Origin of the sequence: Comamonas aquatica (assembly GCF_018064205.1) — a bacterium.
Classification (GTDB): domain Bacteria; phylum Pseudomonadota; class Gammaproteobacteria; order Burkholderiales; family Burkholderiaceae_C; genus Comamonas; species Comamonas aquatica.
In genome coordinates this window covers 414,708-431,641 of the sequence record NZ_CP072916.1, presented here as the reverse complement: position 1 = coordinate 431,641, position 16,934 = coordinate 414,708, and the positions used below count along the sequence as shown (strand labels likewise).

Annotated in this window: 18 protein-coding genes; all 18 read right to left on the bottom strand. The window is 64.7% G+C overall.

The features are described 5' to 3' along the window. Window positions 1-15 precede the first annotated feature (15 nt). The 18 genes from nagZ to KAQ61_RS01925 all read right to left on the bottom strand — a co-directional run bounded on the left by nagZ (window position 16) and on the right by KAQ61_RS01925 (window position 16,931). Window positions 16-1,104, bottom strand: coding sequence for a beta-N-acetylhexosaminidase (nagZ, locus tag KAQ61_RS02010; RefSeq protein ID WP_210930336.1), 1,089 nt, complete (start codon window positions 1,102-1,104; stop codon window positions 16-18). Window positions 1,105-1,279: 175 nt separating this feature from the next. After that, entirely contained in the window at window positions 1,280-1,678 is a 399-nt protein-coding gene (gene acpS, locus KAQ61_RS02005; protein WP_210930335.1) for a holo-ACP synthase, read from the bottom strand. Window positions 1,679-1,746: 68 nt separating this feature from the next. Next, the gene (locus KAQ61_RS02000; protein WP_042411298.1) at window positions 1,747-2,520 is read right to left on the bottom strand and encodes a pyridoxine 5'-phosphate synthase; all 774 of its coding nucleotides are present in this window, start codon (window positions 2,518-2,520) and stop codon (window positions 1,747-1,749) included. Continuing rightward, window positions 2,517-3,281 carry a DNA repair protein RecO gene (gene recO / locus KAQ61_RS01995; protein ID WP_210930334.1) on the bottom strand — a complete coding sequence of 255 codons (765 nt, stop codon included), beginning with the start codon at window positions 3,279-3,281 and terminating at the stop codon, window positions 2,517-2,519. The genes KAQ61_RS02000 and recO overlap by 4 nt, the downstream gene beginning before the upstream one ends. Window positions 3,282-3,446: 165 nt before the next feature. Continuing rightward, window positions 3,447-4,577 carry a GTPase Era gene (era, locus tag KAQ61_RS01990; protein WP_045267320.1) on the bottom strand — a complete coding sequence of 377 codons (1,131 nt, stop codon included), beginning with the start codon at window positions 4,575-4,577 and terminating at the stop codon, window positions 3,447-3,449. After that, window positions 4,574-5,257 carry a ribonuclease III gene (rnc, locus tag KAQ61_RS01985; RefSeq protein ID WP_042411308.1) on the bottom strand — a complete coding sequence of 228 codons (684 nt, stop codon included), beginning with the start codon at window positions 5,255-5,257 and terminating at the stop codon, window positions 4,574-4,576. The genes era and rnc overlap by 4 nt, the downstream gene beginning before the upstream one ends. Next, entirely contained in the window at window positions 5,258-5,614 is a 357-nt protein-coding gene (locus tag KAQ61_RS01980) for a DUF4845 domain-containing protein (protein WP_043379037.1), read from the bottom strand. 69 nt (window positions 5,615-5,683) lie between these two features. Continuing rightward, window positions 5,684-6,658, bottom strand: a complete 975-nt coding sequence (gene lepB / locus KAQ61_RS01975; protein ID WP_042411314.1) for a signal peptidase I — start codon at window positions 6,656-6,658, stop codon at window positions 5,684-5,686. Window positions 6,659-6,669: 11 nt separating this feature from the next. Further along, complete coding sequence (lepA, locus tag KAQ61_RS01970) at window positions 6,670-8,478, bottom strand: translation elongation factor 4 (protein ID WP_042411317.1); 1,809 nt, start codon at window positions 8,476-8,478, stop codon at window positions 6,670-6,672. A gap of 417 nt (window positions 8,479-8,895) precedes the next feature. Further along, window positions 8,896-10,413, bottom strand: a complete 1,518-nt coding sequence (locus tag KAQ61_RS01965; RefSeq protein ID WP_420839369.1) for a DegQ family serine endoprotease — start codon at window positions 10,411-10,413, stop codon at window positions 8,896-8,898. A gap of 248 nt (window positions 10,414-10,661) precedes the next feature. After that, window positions 10,662-11,276 (bottom strand): sigma-E factor negative regulatory protein, encoded by a 615-nt coding sequence (locus KAQ61_RS01960; protein WP_210931660.1) that lies wholly within the window; start codon window positions 11,274-11,276, stop codon window positions 10,662-10,664. Window positions 11,277-11,326: 50 nt separating this feature from the next. Continuing rightward, window positions 11,327-11,956, bottom strand: coding sequence for an RNA polymerase sigma factor RpoE (gene rpoE, locus KAQ61_RS01955; protein WP_042411650.1), 630 nt, complete (start codon window positions 11,954-11,956; stop codon window positions 11,327-11,329). Window positions 11,957-12,033: 77 nt separating this feature from the next. Next, window positions 12,034-12,483, bottom strand: coding sequence for a hypothetical protein (locus tag KAQ61_RS01950; protein ID WP_210930332.1), 450 nt, complete (start codon window positions 12,481-12,483; stop codon window positions 12,034-12,036). 99 nt (window positions 12,484-12,582) lie between these two features. Continuing rightward, the gene (fabF, locus tag KAQ61_RS01945) at window positions 12,583-13,827 is read right to left on the bottom strand and encodes a beta-ketoacyl-ACP synthase II (protein ID WP_045267326.1); all 1,245 of its coding nucleotides are present in this window, start codon (window positions 13,825-13,827) and stop codon (window positions 12,583-12,585) included. A gap of 42 nt (window positions 13,828-13,869) precedes the next feature. Then, on the bottom strand, window positions 13,870-14,109 hold the full coding sequence (gene acpP / locus KAQ61_RS01940; protein WP_019575021.1) for an acyl carrier protein: 240 nt from the start codon (window positions 14,107-14,109) through the stop codon (window positions 13,870-13,872). A 105-nt stretch (window positions 14,110-14,214) separates the two neighbouring features. After that, window positions 14,215-14,952: a 3-oxoacyl-ACP reductase FabG gene (gene fabG / locus KAQ61_RS01935; RefSeq protein WP_210930331.1), complete on the bottom strand. Its 738-nt coding sequence runs from the start codon at window positions 14,950-14,952 to the stop codon at window positions 14,215-14,217. Next, window positions 14,949-15,893 carry an ACP S-malonyltransferase gene (gene fabD / locus KAQ61_RS01930; RefSeq protein WP_210930330.1) on the bottom strand — a complete coding sequence of 315 codons (945 nt, stop codon included), beginning with the start codon at window positions 15,891-15,893 and terminating at the stop codon, window positions 14,949-14,951. The genes fabG and fabD overlap by 4 nt, the downstream gene beginning before the upstream one ends. 60 nt (window positions 15,894-15,953) lie before the next feature. Further along, window positions 15,954-16,931, bottom strand: a complete 978-nt coding sequence (locus KAQ61_RS01925) for a beta-ketoacyl-ACP synthase III (RefSeq protein WP_042411331.1) — start codon at window positions 16,929-16,931, stop codon at window positions 15,954-15,956. Between the last annotated feature and the right edge of the window lie 3 nt (window positions 16,932-16,934).

Genomic DNA, 16,934 nt, shown 5'->3' with positions numbered 1-16,934 from the left:
CTTGCTTCATTCCGTTCACTTCAACAAACCCAGGGCGTCGCGGTAGGCCGGCTGCAGCATCAGCTCGTCCCACGGCTGGGGCACGGTCTCGGGCAGCAGCGCCACGCGGCGCGATTCGGAGTCGGCATCGGGCACCCAGCGCCCGGTGCGCAGGGCATCGTCCATGCCGTCCAGCAGTTCATCCACGTGCGCGCCCAGGCTCTGGTTGCACAGCAGCACCATGTCGCAGCCGGCGGCCAGAGCGCGCAGCGCGGCCTCGGTGTAGCTGATGACCTGGCCGTCGATGCGGCGCGCCGCCTCCATGCTCAGGTCGTCGCTGAAGATGGCGCCGTCGTAGCGCAGCTCGCCGCGCAGGACGTCCTGCAGCCAGACCTTGGAAAAGCCCGCGGGCAGCGCATCGACCTTGGGGTAGATCACATGGGCCGGCATGACGGCGGTGAGCACGCTGGACAGCCAGGGATAGGGCGCGGCATCGTCGGCCAGGATCTTCTTGAGCTTGCGCTTGTCCACCGGCATGTCCACGTGCGAATCCAGCGTGACATGGCCGTGGCCGGGGAAATGCTTGCCGCAGTTGCCCATGCCGGCCTGCAGCAGGCCGTGCATCAGGCTCTTGGCCAGGGCGGCGACCACGCGCGGGTCGCGGTGGAAGCTGCGGTCGCCGATCACGCCGCTGGCGCCATGGTCCAGGTCCAGCACGGGCGTGAAGCTGAAATCCACGCCGCAGGCACGCAGCTCGCTGCCCAGCACATAGCCGGCGGCCGTGGCGGCGTTCATGGCGCGCATGGCGCCGTGGCCTTTGTGGCGCTTCTTGCCCTTGCCGTCGTCCATCCACATCTCGCCGAAGGCGCGCATGGGTGGCAGGTGGGTGAAACCATCGGTCTTGAAGCGCTGCACGCGGCCGCCTTCATGGTCCACGCAGATCAGCAGGTCGGGCTTGACGGCCTTGATGTCCGCGCACAGCTGCACCAGCTGGGCACGGTCCTCCCAGTTGCGGGTGAACAGGATGATGCCGCCAACCAGCGGGTGCGCCAGGCGGTCACGGTCGGTATCGGTCAGGGCCTTGCCGGCGATGTCGATGATCAGGGGTGCGTGGAGTGCGGTCATACGGGCCTTCGGTGTCACAGGCGCGGCGGGGCGCCTGCCATGCCATAAAGCCTCCAGTATGACCGCGAAGCAGGCCCGTCGGAATCTGCCGCGGGGCGCCGGGGGCTCAGACGTTGAGGGACGTCAGCAGCACCCACACCAGGGCCAGGCCGGCGAGGGGAAACAAGACTGGCATTTATTCCCCCTTGCGCTCCACCACGCAGAAGCTGGCGGCGTATTCGCTCTCGTCGGTCATGGTGATGTGGGCGGTCAGGCCGCGCGCCTCGAACCAGTCGCGCAGCGCGCCGTACAGCACGAGGGTCGGCTGGCCGCTGGGCAGGTTGGCGATCTCGCAGCTGCGCCAGGTCATGGGCATGGTCATGCCCAGGCCCACGGCCTTGCTGAAGGCTTCCTTGGCCGAAAAGCGCGTGGCCAGGTACTTCACGCCGCGCTCGGGCCAGCGGCTGCTGCGCAGGCGCCAGACGGCCAGCTCGTTGGTGGTGAGGACTTTCTCGGCAAAGCGATCGCCGTGGCGCTCCAGGCTGGCGCGGATGCGGCGGATGTCGCAAATGTCGGTGCCGATACCGTAAATCATGATTACAAGCTAAATTGGCATCCAGCGCTTGCCCAGCAAGCGCCAGCAGCTCATCTTTTAGAAAAACCTCAAGGGCGTTGCGCCATGCCGGCGTCGATGCAGGCCTGGTAGGCCGCCACGGTCGCCGCATAGCCCAGCTCCAGCGCGTCGGCAATCAGGGCGTGGCCGATGGAGACCTCGGCCAGCCCCGGCACCTGGGCCACGAAGGCGGCCAGGTTGTCACGGTTCAGGTCGTGGCCGGCGTTGACCTCCAGCCCTGCGTCCAGCGCCGCCTGGGCCGCCTGGGCATAGAGTGCCAACTGCGCGTTTTGTTCCGCCGTGCCCCAGGCTGCGGCATAGGGCTCGGTGTACAGCTCGACACGGTCGGCGCCCACGGCCTTGGCGGCCGCCATCTGCACAGGCACGGGGTCCATGAACAGGCTGACGCGCACGCCCAGGGCCCGGCATTCGGCGATCAGCGGCGCCAGGCGCTCGGCATCCTGCGGGAAGTTCCAGCCGTGGTCGCTGGTGAACTGGTCCTCGCTGTCGGGCACGAAGGTGGCCTGGTGCGGGCGCACCTCGCGGATGAAGGCCATCAGGTTCTGCGTGGGATTGCCTTCGATGTTGAACTCGGCCTGCGGCCAGTCGCGCATCAGCGCGGCCAGCTCGAACACGTCGGTGCCGCGGATGTGGCGCTCGTCCGGGCGCGGGTGGATGGTGATGCCCTGCGCGCCCGCCGCAAGGCACAGCTGGGCCGCGCGCGTGACCGAGGGAATGCCCAGGTGGCGCGTGTTGCGCACCAGGGCGACCTTGTTGACATTCACGGACAGGGCCGTGCGGCGGGAGGGGGTCGAAGCGGTCATAGGGTTTGCAGGTCCATCATCAGCTGCCGCGTGCGCAGCAGCGGGCTGCCGCAATGGTATTGCAGCAGGTGTCTCAACTGGGGCTTCAGGGCCGTGGCCACGGCGGCGCAGGCGCGCACGGTGGCCGGGTAGGCGCTCTCGCCCTGGGCCAGCGCCTGCTGCAGCAGGCCCCACTGGCGCCCGGTCAGCGCGGCACGGTCGCTGTCCAGCGCCGGGCGCAGGCCCATCTCGGCCACCAGCACGTACAAGGCCTCCGGCTGCAGCGGCTGCAGCGTCAGGGTTTCCTCGTGCAGCGTGGGCAGCAGGCCCAGCTCGCGCAGCACGATCAGCTCGAAGGCGCGCAGCACCGGCTCGATCACCTCTTCAGACTGGGTGGCCAGCAGCTTGACCACGGCGCCATAGACGTCGAACAGGTAGGCGTACGGGTCGTCACGCGCCAGCAGGCGCATCAGCAGCTCGTTCAGGTACAGGCCGGTGAGCAGGTTGTTGCCCATGGGCATGATGTGGCCGCCGGCCCATTCCGCGCCCTTGAGCACGTGGATGTCGGCCTGGCCGTCGCCCGACAGGGTGTAGCTGACCTTGAGCGGCTGCAGCGCCAGCAGCACCGGCCGGAAGTTGGAGGTGTGCTTCTTGGCCCCCTTGGCGACCAGCGCCACGCGCCCGCGGTGGCGCGTGAACACCTCCAGGATCAGGCTGGATTCACTCCAGTCGTAGCGGTGCAGGATGAACGCGGGCTCTTCGCCCACCCGTTTGGCGGCCATAGGTTTTCACAAAGACAAAAAGGCCTCGGAGAGACCTTTTGAACAAGCACGGTGCTGCAAGTGTCGCACAGCCGGGAGCCGGTGACCGTGGGGGGGTGGCCCGCAGACCGCGGCAGGGCCACGGCCAGCGCAGGCCCCAGTCCTCGGCCACGCCAGGCCCTCGATTTATTCGTAACCGAAGGATTTGACGCGGGCCTCGTCGTCGGCCCAGCCGGAACGCACCTTGACCCACACTTCCAGGAACACCTTGGCGTCCAGCAGCTTTTCCAGCTCCTGGCGCGCTTCGGAGGAGATGCGCTTGAGGCGCTCGCCGCCCTGGCCGATGACCATGGCCTTGTGCCCATCGCGCTCGACCACGATGGTCGCGGCAATGCGCATGAAGCGCTTGTACATCTTGCTGGGTTCTTCCTCGAACTTGTCGATGACCACGGTCGAGGTGTAGGGCAGCTCGTCGCCGGTGAAGCGGAACAGCTTCTCGCGCACGGTCTCGGAGGCCAGGAACTTCTCGCTGCGGTCGGTCAGCTCGTCCTCGCCGTAGAACCAAGGCTGCTGCGGCAGGTACTTGCTGCAGATGCCGAACAGGCGCTCGATGTCGCCCTTGTTCTTGGCCGACATGGGCACGAACTCGGCGAAGGGGTGGCGCTCCTGCATGCTCTTGAGCCAGGGCGCGATCTCATGGCGGCGGCCCACGGCGTCCAGCTTGTTGGCGATCAGCAGCGTGGGAATGCCGGGCTTGAACAGGCTCAGCACCTTGGCGTCGGCCAGGGTGAAGTTGCCGGCCTCGACCACGAACAGGATCAGGTCCACGTCACCGATCACGCCCATCACGGCCTTGTTCAGCGACTTGTTCAGCGCCGTGGAGTGCTTGGTCTGGAAACCGGGCGTGTCCACGAAGATGAACTGGGTGGCTTCCTTGGTGCGGATGCCGGTGATGCGGTGGCGCGTGGTCTGCGATTTGCGCGAGGTGATGGAGATCTTCTGCCCCACCAGCGCGTTCATCAGCGTGGACTTGCCCACGTTGGGCTTGCCGACGATGGCGATCAGGCCGCAGTGCTGCTCCTCGGGCGCGTAGATGCGCACGGGCACCTCGGCTTCCACGGCCTTCTCGGCCTCGATCTCGTGGGCGCGGGCCACCAGCGAGGGCGTGGCCCCGGGCTTGGCCGCCGCCAGCATGGCGTCCAGCTCGGCCATGCTCTGGCCGGCCGGCGTCACGTCGGGCAGGTTATTGGTCTCTTTTTTGCCTTTGGCGCCCTTGGCGCCTGCGGTGCTAGCTACTTTTTTCGCAGCATCGTTCATGGGTGTTTCGCTTTCAAAATTTCCAGCATGGCGGCCGCAGCGGCCTGCTCGCCGGCGCGGCGCGAGCCGCCTTGGCCCCGCGCGCCCAGGCGCAGTTCGGGAATCACGCATTCCACCTCAAAGGTCTGCTTGTGCGCAGCGCCTGTGATCTGGGACACACTGTATTGCGGCAGCTGCATGCGCCGCCCTTGCAGCCACTCCTGCAACGCGGTCTTGGGGTCCTTCTCGGCCGCGCGCATGTGGGGGTTGATCTCCACGCCCTCGAACAGGCGGTGCACCACCTGCTCGCCGGCGGCGTAGCCGGCATCCAGGTACACCGCACCCAGGATGGCTTCCACGGCATCGGCCAGGATGGAGGGGCGCGCCTTGCCGCCGGACTTGGACTCGCCCTCGCCCAGGCGCAGCAGCTCGGGCAGGCCCAGCTGCAAGGCGATCTGGTGGAGCGTGCCTTCCTTGACGAGGTTGGAGCGCACGCGCGAGAGATCGCCCTCGGGCAGATCGTTCAGGCGCTGGTACAGCAGGCTGGAGATGGCCAGGCTCAACACCGAGTCGCCCAGGAATTCCAGCCGTTCATTGTTGTCTGCCGAAAAGCTACGGTGCGTCAGTGCGCGCTGCAGCAAGGCAGGGTTTTGGAAAGAATGCTGCAGCTGGCGCTGCAGGTCGTGCAGGGTGATTGGCACCTATTTGGTCTGGTAAGAAAAACGGTAAACAAGGTAGGCCGGGCCTACCAGCGGGATGTCGCGCTCGTACTCGAAGCCCACCACCACGCGCTCATTGACTTTGCTGACGTCCAGGTCCTGACCACGCAGGCTCTTGATGTCGTCGATCTGTGCGGCACGGTCGAAGATGTTGCGGACTTCGGGCACGGTGGTGCCTTCGTTGGCGGCCTTCTGGGATGCTTTCTTGGCGGCTTGGTATTCCAGCCACATGGGCAGCGATTGTCCGCCAATCGCAAAAACCGCGACGGCCAGCACAGCAATCAGCACAAATCCGATGAAGGACAGCCCCTTCTGGCTGTGACGTGGTGCACTACGCATGATCCCCCCTCCTCTAGTGAAAGTGGCCGCATCAGCGGCCACAGAATCTTTGGATGACGCCCCAGGCGTTCAGTTGAAACTGCCGATGCGTTTGAGATTACCGAAATTCATCCAAACGAAAAAGGCCTTTCCGACAATGTTCTCGTCCGGCACGAAGCCCCAGTAGCGCGAATCCAGCGAATTGTCGCGGTTGTCGCCCATGGTGAAGTAGTGGCCTTCGGGCACCTTGCAGGTCACCCCTTCGACGGTGTAAGTGCAGTTCTCACGGAAGGGAAACTCGCTGGCGCCCTGAACGAAGGCCGGCATGCCCTTGGTGTTCAGCAGACGGTGCGGCTTGTCGCCCAGTTGCTCCTCGAACTGCGCGAAGTAGCGCATGGCATCGGTGTCGAAGAAGTCGGGCAGGTCCTTGGTCGGCACTTCCTGGCCGTTGATGGTCAGGCGCTTGTTCAGGTAGGCCACGGTGTCCCCGGGCACCCCCACCACGCGCTTGATGTAGTCCAGCGTGGGCTGCGGGGGATAGCGGAACACCATCACATCGCCGCGCTGCGGCGCGTTGCCCTGCGTCACCTTGGTGTTGAGCACGGGCAGGCGGACGCCATAGGTGTACTTGTTCACCAGGATCAGGTCGCCCACCAGCAGGGTGGGGATCATGGAGCCGGACGGAATCTTGAACGGCTCGAACAGGAACGAGCGCAGCACGAAGACCACGAACAGCACGGGGAACAGGCCGGCCGTCCAGTCCAGCCACCAGGGCTGCTTGAGGATGCGGGTCTCGCCCTCGGTGGTGTCGACCATGTCATGGCGCAGGCCCTGGCGCTCCAGCTCGGCACGGCGCGCGGCGGCCTCGGCGTTCAGGCGCTCGGCCTCCTTCTTGCGCTGGGGCCAGAAGTAAAAGCGCTCGGCCAGCCAGTACAGGCCGGTGATGAAGGTGGCCAGGAACATCAGCAAGGCGAAGTTGCCTTCGATGGCACCGGTGTACCAGGCACCGATGTAGCCGACAAAAGCGGCCAGGATGACCGCGGTGATCCACTGCATGGCTTGCATGAGTTTCCTTGTTAGTCTTCGACCTGCAGGATCGCCAGGAAGGCTTCCTGGGGCACTTCCACCGCGCCGATCTGCTTCATGCGCTTCTTGCCCGCCTTCTGCTTTTCCAGCAGCTTGCGCTTGCGGGTGATGTCACCGCCATAGCACTTGGCCAGCACGTTCTTGCGCAGGGCCTTGACGGTTTCGCGCGCAATGATGTTGGCACCGATGGCGGCCTGGATGGCCACGTCGAACATCTGGCGGCTGATGATCTCGCGCATCTTGGCCACCACGGCACGGCCGCGGTACTGCGACTGGCTGCGGTGCACGATGATGGACAGCGCATCCACCTTCTCGCCGTTGAGCAGGATGTCGACCTTGACCACGTCCGAGGCACGGTATTCCTTGAACTCGTAGTCCATGGAGGCGTAGCCGCGCGATACGCTCTTGAGCTTGTCGAAGAAGTCCAGCACGATCTCGCCCAGCGGCATCTCGTAGGTCAGCATGACCTGGCGACCGTGGTACTGCATGTTCATCTGCACACCGCGCTTCTGGTTGGCCAGGGTCATCACCGGGCCGACGTAGTCCTGGGGCATGTACAAGTGCACGGTGACGATGGGCTCGCGCACTTCCTCGATGCGGCCGGCGTCGGGCATCTTCGAGGGGTTTTCCACGTCGATCAGCTCGCCATCGCCCTTGAGCACTTGGTAGACCACGCTGGGCGCGGTGGTGATCAGGTCCTGGTCAAATTCGCGCTCCAGGCGCTCCTGCACGATTTCCATGTGCAGCAGGCCCAGGAAGCCGCAGCGGAAGCCAAAGCCCAGCGCCTGCGAGACTTCGGGCTCGAACTGCAGCGCCGCATCGTTGAGCTGCAGCTTTTCCAGGGCATCGCGCAGCTGGTCGTATTCCGAGGCTTCCGTGGGGTACAGGCCGGCGAACACCTGAGGCTTGACTTCCTTGAAGCCGGGCAGCGCCTTCTCGGCCGGGCCCAGGTTGTTCGGCAGCTTCTTTTCGAGGGTGATGGTGTCACCCACCTTGGCGGCCTTCAATTCCTTGATGCCGGCAATGATGTAGCCCACCTCGCCCGCCTTCAGCGCATCGCGCGGCGAGTTGGCCGGCGTGAACACGCCCACGTTGTTGGCTTCATAGGCCGCGCCCGTGGCCATCATCTTGAAGCGCTCGCCCTTCTTGAGCTGACCGTCCACCACGCGCACCAGCATCACGACGCCCACATAGGGGTCGAACCAGCTGTCCACGATCATGGCGCGCAGTGGCGCGTCGGGATCGCCCTTGGGCGCCGGCACCTTGGCCACGATGGCTTCCAGGATCTCGTCGATGCCCATGCCGGTCTTGGCCGAGCAAGGGATGGCGTCGCTGGCGTCAATGCCGATCACGTCCTCGATCTCGGCCTTGGCGTTGTCCGGATCGGCCTGGGGCAGGTCCATCTTGTTCAGCACGGCGAACACCTCGACCCCCAGGTCCAGCGCGGTATAGCAGTTGGCCACGGTCTGGGCTTCCACGCCCTGCGAGGCATCGACCACCAGCAGCGCACCTTCACAGGCCGACAGCGAGCGCGAGACTTCGTACGAGAAGTCCACGTGACCGGGGGTGTCGATCAGGTTCAGGTTGTAGACGTTGCCGTCCTTGGCCTTGTACTGCAGCGCCGCGGTCTGTGCCTTGATGGTGATGCCACGCTCTTTCTCGATGTCCATCGAGTCCAGCACCTGCGCCTCCATCTCACGCTCGGCCAAGCCACCACAGCGTTGGATCAAGCGGTCGGCCAGCGTCGATTTGCCGTGGTCAATATGCGCAATGATGGAAAAATTTCGGATGTGCTTCATCAACGATAAGCGTCTGTAAATAAAGGGGAAAGCGGGCTCTTGGCAAGAAAAAAGGGCGCGTCTTCAAGCGACGCGCCCTGAACCAACAATCTCTGGCAACTGCGATTGGTTGGATGGCCGATTGTAGGCAAAACTGCCCAAAATCCAAGCATCCATTTCCGATGGCTGGGGCATAGCTGGATGCCTCAAAACCACTTATCTACAATTTATCCACAGCTCCGTTGGTCACTCACAGGCGGGGAACCGGGCCCTTGTCTGCTTTCCGTTCACAGCAAGTGCTCGCTCGTGCATGGCCTGTAGCCGCGCTCATTACTCGGGCATTCTACCCAAGGCCCCGGGTAAAACCCGGGAGGCCCTCAGTAGGTCAGTCCTACACAAGGAATAGCCTCCCCTGTACAGGACCGACAGGGCGGCACTTTACTTGCCGTTGGGACGAATGAGGACGTACTGTGTCCACTCGCCACGGCGCACCAGCAGGCTCAGGGACTTGCTCTTGTCCACCTTGGCCAGCACGGCTTCGAAGGCCTTGACGTTGCTCACTTCGCTGTTGGCGATCGCCAGCACCACATCGCCCTCGCGCAGGCCTGCACGGGCGGCTGCATCTGCGGCCGAGACGATGCGCACCCCGCCCTTGATGGCCAGCGACTTCTTCTGCGCCTCGGTCAGGTCGGCCACCACCAGGCCAATCTGCTTGGCCGTGGCTGTGGCCCCGGGGGAGGACTTGCCTTCGGCACGCGCCACCTGGGCCTCGTCGGGCTCCACCTCGGCCACGGTGATGGTCAGATCGCGCATCTGCCCGCGGCGGAACACGCTGATGCTGCTCTTGGTGCCGGGCTTGGTGTTGCCCACCAGGCGTGGCAGGTCGGCGACCTTGTCGATGGACTTGCCATCGTATTTCACGATGATGTCGCCGGCCTCGATGCCGGCCTTGGCCGCGGGCGAATCCGGCTCCACCGCCGACACCAGGGCGCCGCGCGCCGTGCCCAGGCCGATCGACTCGGCCACATCCTTGGTCACCTGGCCGATCTGCACGCCGATGCGCCCGCGCGTGACCTTGCCGGTGGCACGCAGCTGGTCGCTGACCCGCACCGCCTCATCGATCGGGATGGCGAACGAAATGCCCATGAAGCCGCCGGAGCGCGAGTAGATCTGGCTGTTGATGCCCACCACCTCGCCGCGCATGTTCAGCAGGGGACCGCCCGAGTTGCCGGGATTGATGGCCACGTCGGTCTGGATGAAGGGCAGGTAGTCGCCGGTGTCGCGCTGCTTGGCGGAGACGATGCCGGCCGTCACCGAGTTCTCCAGGCCGAAGGGCGAGCCGATGGCCATCACCCATTCACCAACCTTCAGGCGGCCGACGTCACCGATCTTCACCGCGGGCAGGCCCTTGGCGTCGATCTTGACCACGGCCACGTCGGTGCGCTTGTCCGAGCCGATGATCTTGGCCTTGAACTCGCGCTTGTCGGTCAGCGTCACGATCACCTCGCTGGCGCCTTCGACCACGTGGGCATTCGTCATCACGTAGCCGTCAGGGCTGAGGATGAAGCCGGAGCCCACGCCGCTGGGGCGCTCCTCGCCCTCGTCGGCATTGCCGCCGGGCGCGCCCTGGCGGGGCACATTCGGCACAGGCAGGCCGAAGCGGCGGAAGAACTCGAGCATGTCCTCGTCCATGCCGCTCATCGAGGGCTGGGTGGAGATTTTTTCCGTGGTGCGGATATTGACCACGGCGGGGCCGACGGCGTCGACCAGTTGCGTGAAGTCGGGCAGGCCCGTCACCAGCGGCGCGGTGGCCGGCGCGGTCTGCGCGTGGGCCGGTGCGATCAGCTGGTGGTCCGAAGCGCCCCACCACGCACCGGTGGCGGCACCCGCAGCAATCGCCAGGGACAGCACCGCGGCATGGATGGGCTTGGGTTGCATAGAAGGCATTGTGGTCATCCTTTCCAAAATCACAGCCTGCGCAGCGCGCAGTTACATCCTCAGAAAACCGCCACGCGATTTGGTTCCCGCATCCTGCGGTTTTTGCACGTGACAGTGGTGCCTGCAAGGCAAGGTGTACAGCAAAAAAAAGAGCGCCTTGCGTGCGCTCTTTCTTGAGTTCATGGTGTTTTACCGCTGAAACGCTTGATATTCAAGCGCAGCCAGCTCACTTTTTTTGTCAGCCAGACGCTCGAAATGACCAACGGTCACTGGTTAGCGGCCTGCGTGCTGCGCGCCGCAAAGCTGGCGTTGCGCAGGAAGTCGGCGGGCGCCTGCAGGGCGGCGCGGTACTGCTGGTGGCTGGCCATCAGGGCGTCCAGGCGCGGATCGCGCAGCACTTCGCCGTTCTCGGTGGCCACCACCACGGGCGCAGCGCCCAAGCCATTGCTGGCCAGCTGGGCCCCCTGGCCGCCGGCCGGGGTGGTGCTCACCAGGTTCCAGCCCAGCGCCGCCACGGCGGCGACGGTGGCAAAACTGGCGGCCACCTTCCAGCGGAACACCGAGGTGTTGGCCGCCGGGTCGCGCAGGGCCACCACCGGGGTCTGCTGTGCCAGGCCGGCCGTGACCTGCTCCAGCTGCGCGGGCTGCAGGCGCAGCGCCGGCTCGGCTGCCAGCTGCTGGCGCAAGCCGGACAGCAGGTCGTGCTGGCTGTGGTGCGCCAGGTCGGGCGAGCGCAGCACATCCCCCACCAGGTGGTACAGCTCCCAGCTTGCGCAGCCGTCGGCACTTTCCGCGCAGGCCAAGGCCTGCTCCAGCTCATCGCCGTGGAGCTCACCGTCCACCAGGGCGGACAGCAATTCCTTGTTCATCTGTTGTTCCATCTTGATCATGGGTTCACCTGCTCACTGGCTTTTGACCGATGTCGCTTCCATCACCACCGTTTGCCCCCCTGCCGCTCCAGCAAGGGCTTGACACGTGCCGAGATGGCCTCACGGGCCCGGAAGATGCGCGAACGCACCGTGCCGATGGGACAATTCATGGCAGCCGCAATCTCTTCATAGCTCAGACCCTCGATTTCGCGCAGCGTCACGGCTTGGCGCAAATCTTCAGGCAGCGCTTCCATGGCCGCATTCACCGCGGCGGCAATCTCTTGCGCAGCCAAGACGGTCTCAGGCGTCTCGTCGGTGGTTGGTTCATGGCGAGGGCGGAAAGTTTCATCCTCGTCGTCGGAAATGTGTAACGCACTCTCCAGCACCACCGGGTCGCGCCGCATGTCCACCAAGGCCTTCTTGGCCGTGTTGACGGCAATCCGGTACAGCCAGGTGTAGAACTGCGCTTCACCGCGAAACTGGTGCAGGGCTCGGTAGGCCCGCAAAAAGGTTTCCTGCGCGATGTCCTGCACCAGATCCGGGTCGCGCACCATGCGCGCAATCAGGCGCTCGATGCGCCGCTGGTACTTGATCACCAACAGCTCGTAGGCGCGCTGATCGCCGGCGACGGTGCGCTCGACCAGTTGCAGATCGCTGTCAGAGGAAGAAGAAGGCGCAGAGGCAGATGTCATGAATGCGAAGTCTCGCGAGAACGCCTGGCCGCAGTGCTGCGTCCGGCGCCCTCCCGGGCTGGAAGCGTCGGCACATCTTACGGAGGATGGGCTGGTGAATATACCGCACGCCGCACATCGTCCCAGGCATGCGGTGCCCAATCCCTCTGCAGCCAAAAGCGCTGGCCCCGCTGTGCGCTGCCAGGCCAGCGCAGCAACAGCAGCGACTGCCCGTCCAGCACCACCTGCACGCCGCCCGCCAGCACGGCCGACGCCCTGGTGCCCTGCCAGGTCCAGACACGGCCATCCCACTGCAGCACCCCCGCCGGCATCGCACGCCAGGCCTGCCAGCCCCAGACGGCACAGCCACCCCAGATGGCCACCGCCCCCGCCATGCGCAGCCATTGCCAGCGGCCATGGCCTGCGCCCTCGACAGCCCACAGGGCCAGAAGCACGGCCTCCAGGACCAGCACCGCCCACAGGCCGTTGCGCAACAGCGGCGCAGCGCGCAAGGGGTAGGTCACTGCGGGGCTGTGGCGTTCTGGCATGGCCGGCTCGCTAGCCAAGAAAAAACCCGCTGCTTGGCAGGCAAGCAGCGGGTTGCAGGAGGGTCACAGAAGGCATGTGCGCCCTTGTGCCGTCGGGGTTCAGATGCGCTTGAAGATCAGCGAACCGTTGGTGCCGCCGAAACCGAAGTTGTTCTTCAGCGCGACGTCGATCTTGGCATCCCGCGCCACATTCGCGCAGTAATCCAGATCGCAGTCGGGATCCTGGTTCAGCAGGTTGATGGTCGGCGGGATCTTCTGGTCATGGAGGGCCATCACCGTGAACACGCTTTCCACGCCACCGGCACCACCCAGCAGGTGGCCGGTCATGGACTTGGTGGAGCTGACCACGGTCTTGTAAGCGGCATCGCCCAGCGCAGCCTTGATGGCGTTGCTCTCGTTCTTGTCGCCCAAGGGGGTCGAGGTACCGTGCGCGTTCAGATAGTTGATCTGGTCCGGGTTCACACCGGCATTGCGCATGGCATTGATCATGGCGCGGCGGGGGCCGTCCATGTTGGGCGCCGTCATGTGGCCGGCATCGGCACTCATGCCGTAGCCACCCAGTTCGGCGTAGATCTTGGCACCGCGTGCCTTGGCGTGCTCGTACTCTTCCAGCACCAGCACACCTGCGCCTTCGCCCAGCACGAAACCATCGCGATCACGGTCCCAGGGGCGCGAGGCAGCCTGGGGATCGTCGTTGCGTGTGGACAGGGCGCGCATGGACGCAAAGCCACCGATGCCCAGGGGGGACACGGTCGACTCAGCGCCACCAGCGACGACGATGTCGGCGTCGCCGTATTCAATCATGCGCCCGGCTTCGCCGATGCAGTGCAGGCCCGTGGTACAGGCTGTCACCACCGACAGGTTCGGGCCCTTGAAGCCGAAGCGCATGGATACGTGACCGGCCACCATGTTGATGATGGAGGCGGGCACGAAAAATGGGGTGATGCGGCGGGGACCGCGATTGGACAGTTCGATCTGGGTGTTCTCGATCAGGGGCAAGCCCCCGATACCGGACCCGATCACGCAACCGATGCGGGTAGAAAGATCATCGGACAAGGCCTCGCCCGTGGGCAGACCTGCATCCCTGACCGCTTGCTCCGCTGCCGCAATGCCAAAGTGAATGAAAGTGTCCATGGTGCGCGCATCCTTGGCGCTCATGTACTCCTCCACGTTGAATCCCTTGACCTCGCCTGCGATTTGGCAGGAAAAGTTCGAGGCATCAAACTTGGTGATGCGGTCAATGCCGGACTTGCCGGCCAAAAGATTGGCCCAGGCATCAGCCACCGTGTTACCCACGGGGCTGATACATCCCAGGCCGGTCACGACAACGCGACGACGGCTCATGCGTTCAAACCTTATTCTTATCGCTCGGTGCGTAAAGACCTATTAGGCCTTGTGGTGGGTGTTGGCGTAGTCGATGGCGTTTTGCACCGTCGTGATCTTTTCAGCATCTTCATCGGGGATTTCGATGCCGAATTCATCTTCCAGGGCCATCACCAGTTCGACCGTGTCCAGGGAGTCAGCGCCCAGGTCAGCCACGAAGGCCTTTTCGTTGGTCACTTGGGACTCTTCAACGCCGAGTTGTTCAGCAATGATTTTTTTGACACGTGCTTCGATATCGCTCATGGTTTCCCTCAGGGGGTTGTGAATGAACCCGCGATTCTAGCCGCTTCGAGGAACTTGCCTCTGTTCGGCCTGCCGTCGCGAGGAAACGGCTTAACTTTCGTTAATTTACATGTACATACCGCCATTGACATGCAATTCTTGGCCGGTGATGTAACCCGCGCCTTCGGAGGCCAAAAAGGCCACGGCATGTGCAATGTCGGAGGGCTTGCCCAGATCCCCCATGGGGATCTGAGAAGTCAGCGCCTTCTTCTGCTCTTCTGGCAGAACCGATGTCATATCTGTAGCAATGAAGCCAGGCGCCACGCAGTTCACGGTGATTCCGCGGCTGCCCAGCTCGCGCGCCAGCGCACGGCTCATGCCGGCCACGCCGGCCTTGGCGGCCGCGTAATTGGCCTGACCGGCATTGCCCATCGCGCCGACCACACTGGTCACGCTGATGATGCGCCCAAAGCGCTGTTTCATCATCGGGCGAATAGCCGCACGGCTGAGTCGGAAAACCGCTTGCAGGTTGGTGTCGATGACGGCGGACCAGTCGTCGTCCTTCATGCGCATGGCCAGGGTGTCGCGGGTGATGCCGGCATTGTTCACCAGCACATGCAGGCCGCCGTCGGTCTTGAGGATGTCGTCCAGCAGCGCATCCACGCCGGCGGCGTCGTTCACGTTCAGGTTCACGCCGCGGCCGCCCTTGGCAGCCAGGGTTTCGCCGATGCGGGCCGCGCCAGCGTCGGTCGTGGCCGTGCCGATCACGGTGTAGCCGCGCTCGGCCAGCTCCAGCGCAATCGCGGCGCCAATGCCACGCGAGGCACCGGTCACCAGCGCCACTTGTTTCTTTTGTTCGGTCATGCGAGCAATTCTTTCACTTCAGCCAGGGTGGCCGGGTCATACAGGGCCACGCCCACCAGGTCCGCATCGATGCGCTTGGTCATGCCAGCCAACACCTTGCCAGGGCCGCACTCTACCAAATGCGAGATGCCACGGGCTTTCATGGCCTGCACGCATTCCACCCAACGCACGGGGCCAAAGGCTTGACGGTACAGCGCATCGCGGATAGCAGCCGCTTCGGTCTGCACCACCACATCGATGTTGTTGACCACGGGGATCTGGGGCACACCCAGCACCAGCGCCTCCAGCGCCAGCTTCAGCTTTTCGGCCGCAGGCTTCATCAGGCTGGAGTGGAAAGGGGCAGACACCGGCAGCGGCAGGGCACGCTTGGCACCCGCTTCCTTGACGACCGCGCTGGCCGCCTCGACCGCGGCCTTGGAGCCAGCGATCACGGTCTGACCGGGGTCGTTGAAGTTCACGGCTTCCACCACTTCAGCACCACCCAGTTGCGCCGTCACGGCAGCGCAGACTTCGCGGACCTTGTCGGCGGGCAAGCCCAGCACGGCGGCCATGGCCCCCGTGCCCACGGGCACGGCTTCCTGCATGGCAGCGGCACGCAGGCGCACCAGCGGCGCTGCCTGGGCCAGCTTCAGCACGCCGGAGGCCACCAGGGCGGAATACTCACCCAGCGAATGGCCGGCCACCGCAGCGGGGGTCGCCCCGCCTTCGGCCTGCCACACGCGCCATGCAGCGACGCCAGCCACCAGCATCACGGGCTGGGTGTTGGTGGTCAACGCCAGGTCTTCCTTGGGGCCGTTCTTGATCAGCGCACCGATGTCTTCACCCAGGGCGTCCGAGGCTTCCTGCAGGGTCTGGGCCACCACCGGGTGATCTCCCCAGGCATCCAGCATGCCCACCGATTGCGAGCCCTGGCCGGGAAAGACAAATGCAAATTTGCTCATATTGCGGTCTCTCATTCTTCGTAAAAAAGGCTTAAACGCTTGCACAGCAAGCGCTTACAGCTACATATTCAAAAGCACCGCACCCCAGGTGAAGCCCCCGCCCACCCCTTCCAGCAGCACGGTCTGACCGGGCTTGACCTGGCCGTTGCGCACGCCATGGTCCAGCGCCAGCGGGATCGAGGCCGCCGAGGTATTGCCATGCTGGTCCACGGTGACGATCACCTTGTCCATGGGCAACTTGAGCTTGCGGGCCGTGCTCTGCATGATGCGGATGTTGGCCTGGTGGGGAATCAGCCAGTCGATGTCGGCATCGGTCTTGCCCGCCTTTTCCAGCGTGGCACGCGCCGCTTTTTCCAGCACGCCCACGGCCAGCTTGAACACCGCCTGACCGTCCATGGTCAGCAGGGGCGAGCCCAGCACCTGACCTCCCGAGACGTTGCCGGGCACGCACAGGATGCCGACGTGGCTGCCATCGGCGTGCAGGTCGCTGGCCAGGATGCCTGGCGCGTCGGAAGCCTCCAGCACCACGGCACCGGCGCCGTCACCGAACAGCACGCAGGTCGTGCGGTCGCTGAAATCCAGGATGCGGCTGAACACCTCGGCCCCGACCACCAGCGCACGGCGTGCCCCGCCGGAGCGGATCATGGCGTCGGCCACGGTCAAGGCATAGACAAAACCGCTGCACACGGCCTGCACGTCAAAGGCTGCACAGCCGTTGGCGCCCAGCTTGTTCTGCAAGATGCAGGCGGTTGAAGGGAACACCATGTCGGGCGTCGAGGTCGCGACGATGATGAGGTCGATGTCCTGCGGCGCTAGGCCTGCGGCCTCCAGCGCCTTGCGCGAAGCCTCCAGCGCCAGATCGCTGCTGCTGGTGGCGGCATCGGCAAAGTGGCGCGCCTCGATGCCGGTGCGCTCCACGATCCATTCGTGCGAAGTCTCGATCCCACGTTCAGCCAGCTCGGCCGCCAAATCGTGGTTGGTCAGACGGCGCGGAGGCAGATAGCTGCCCGTGCCGGTAATGCGTGCGTAACGTGTCATCTC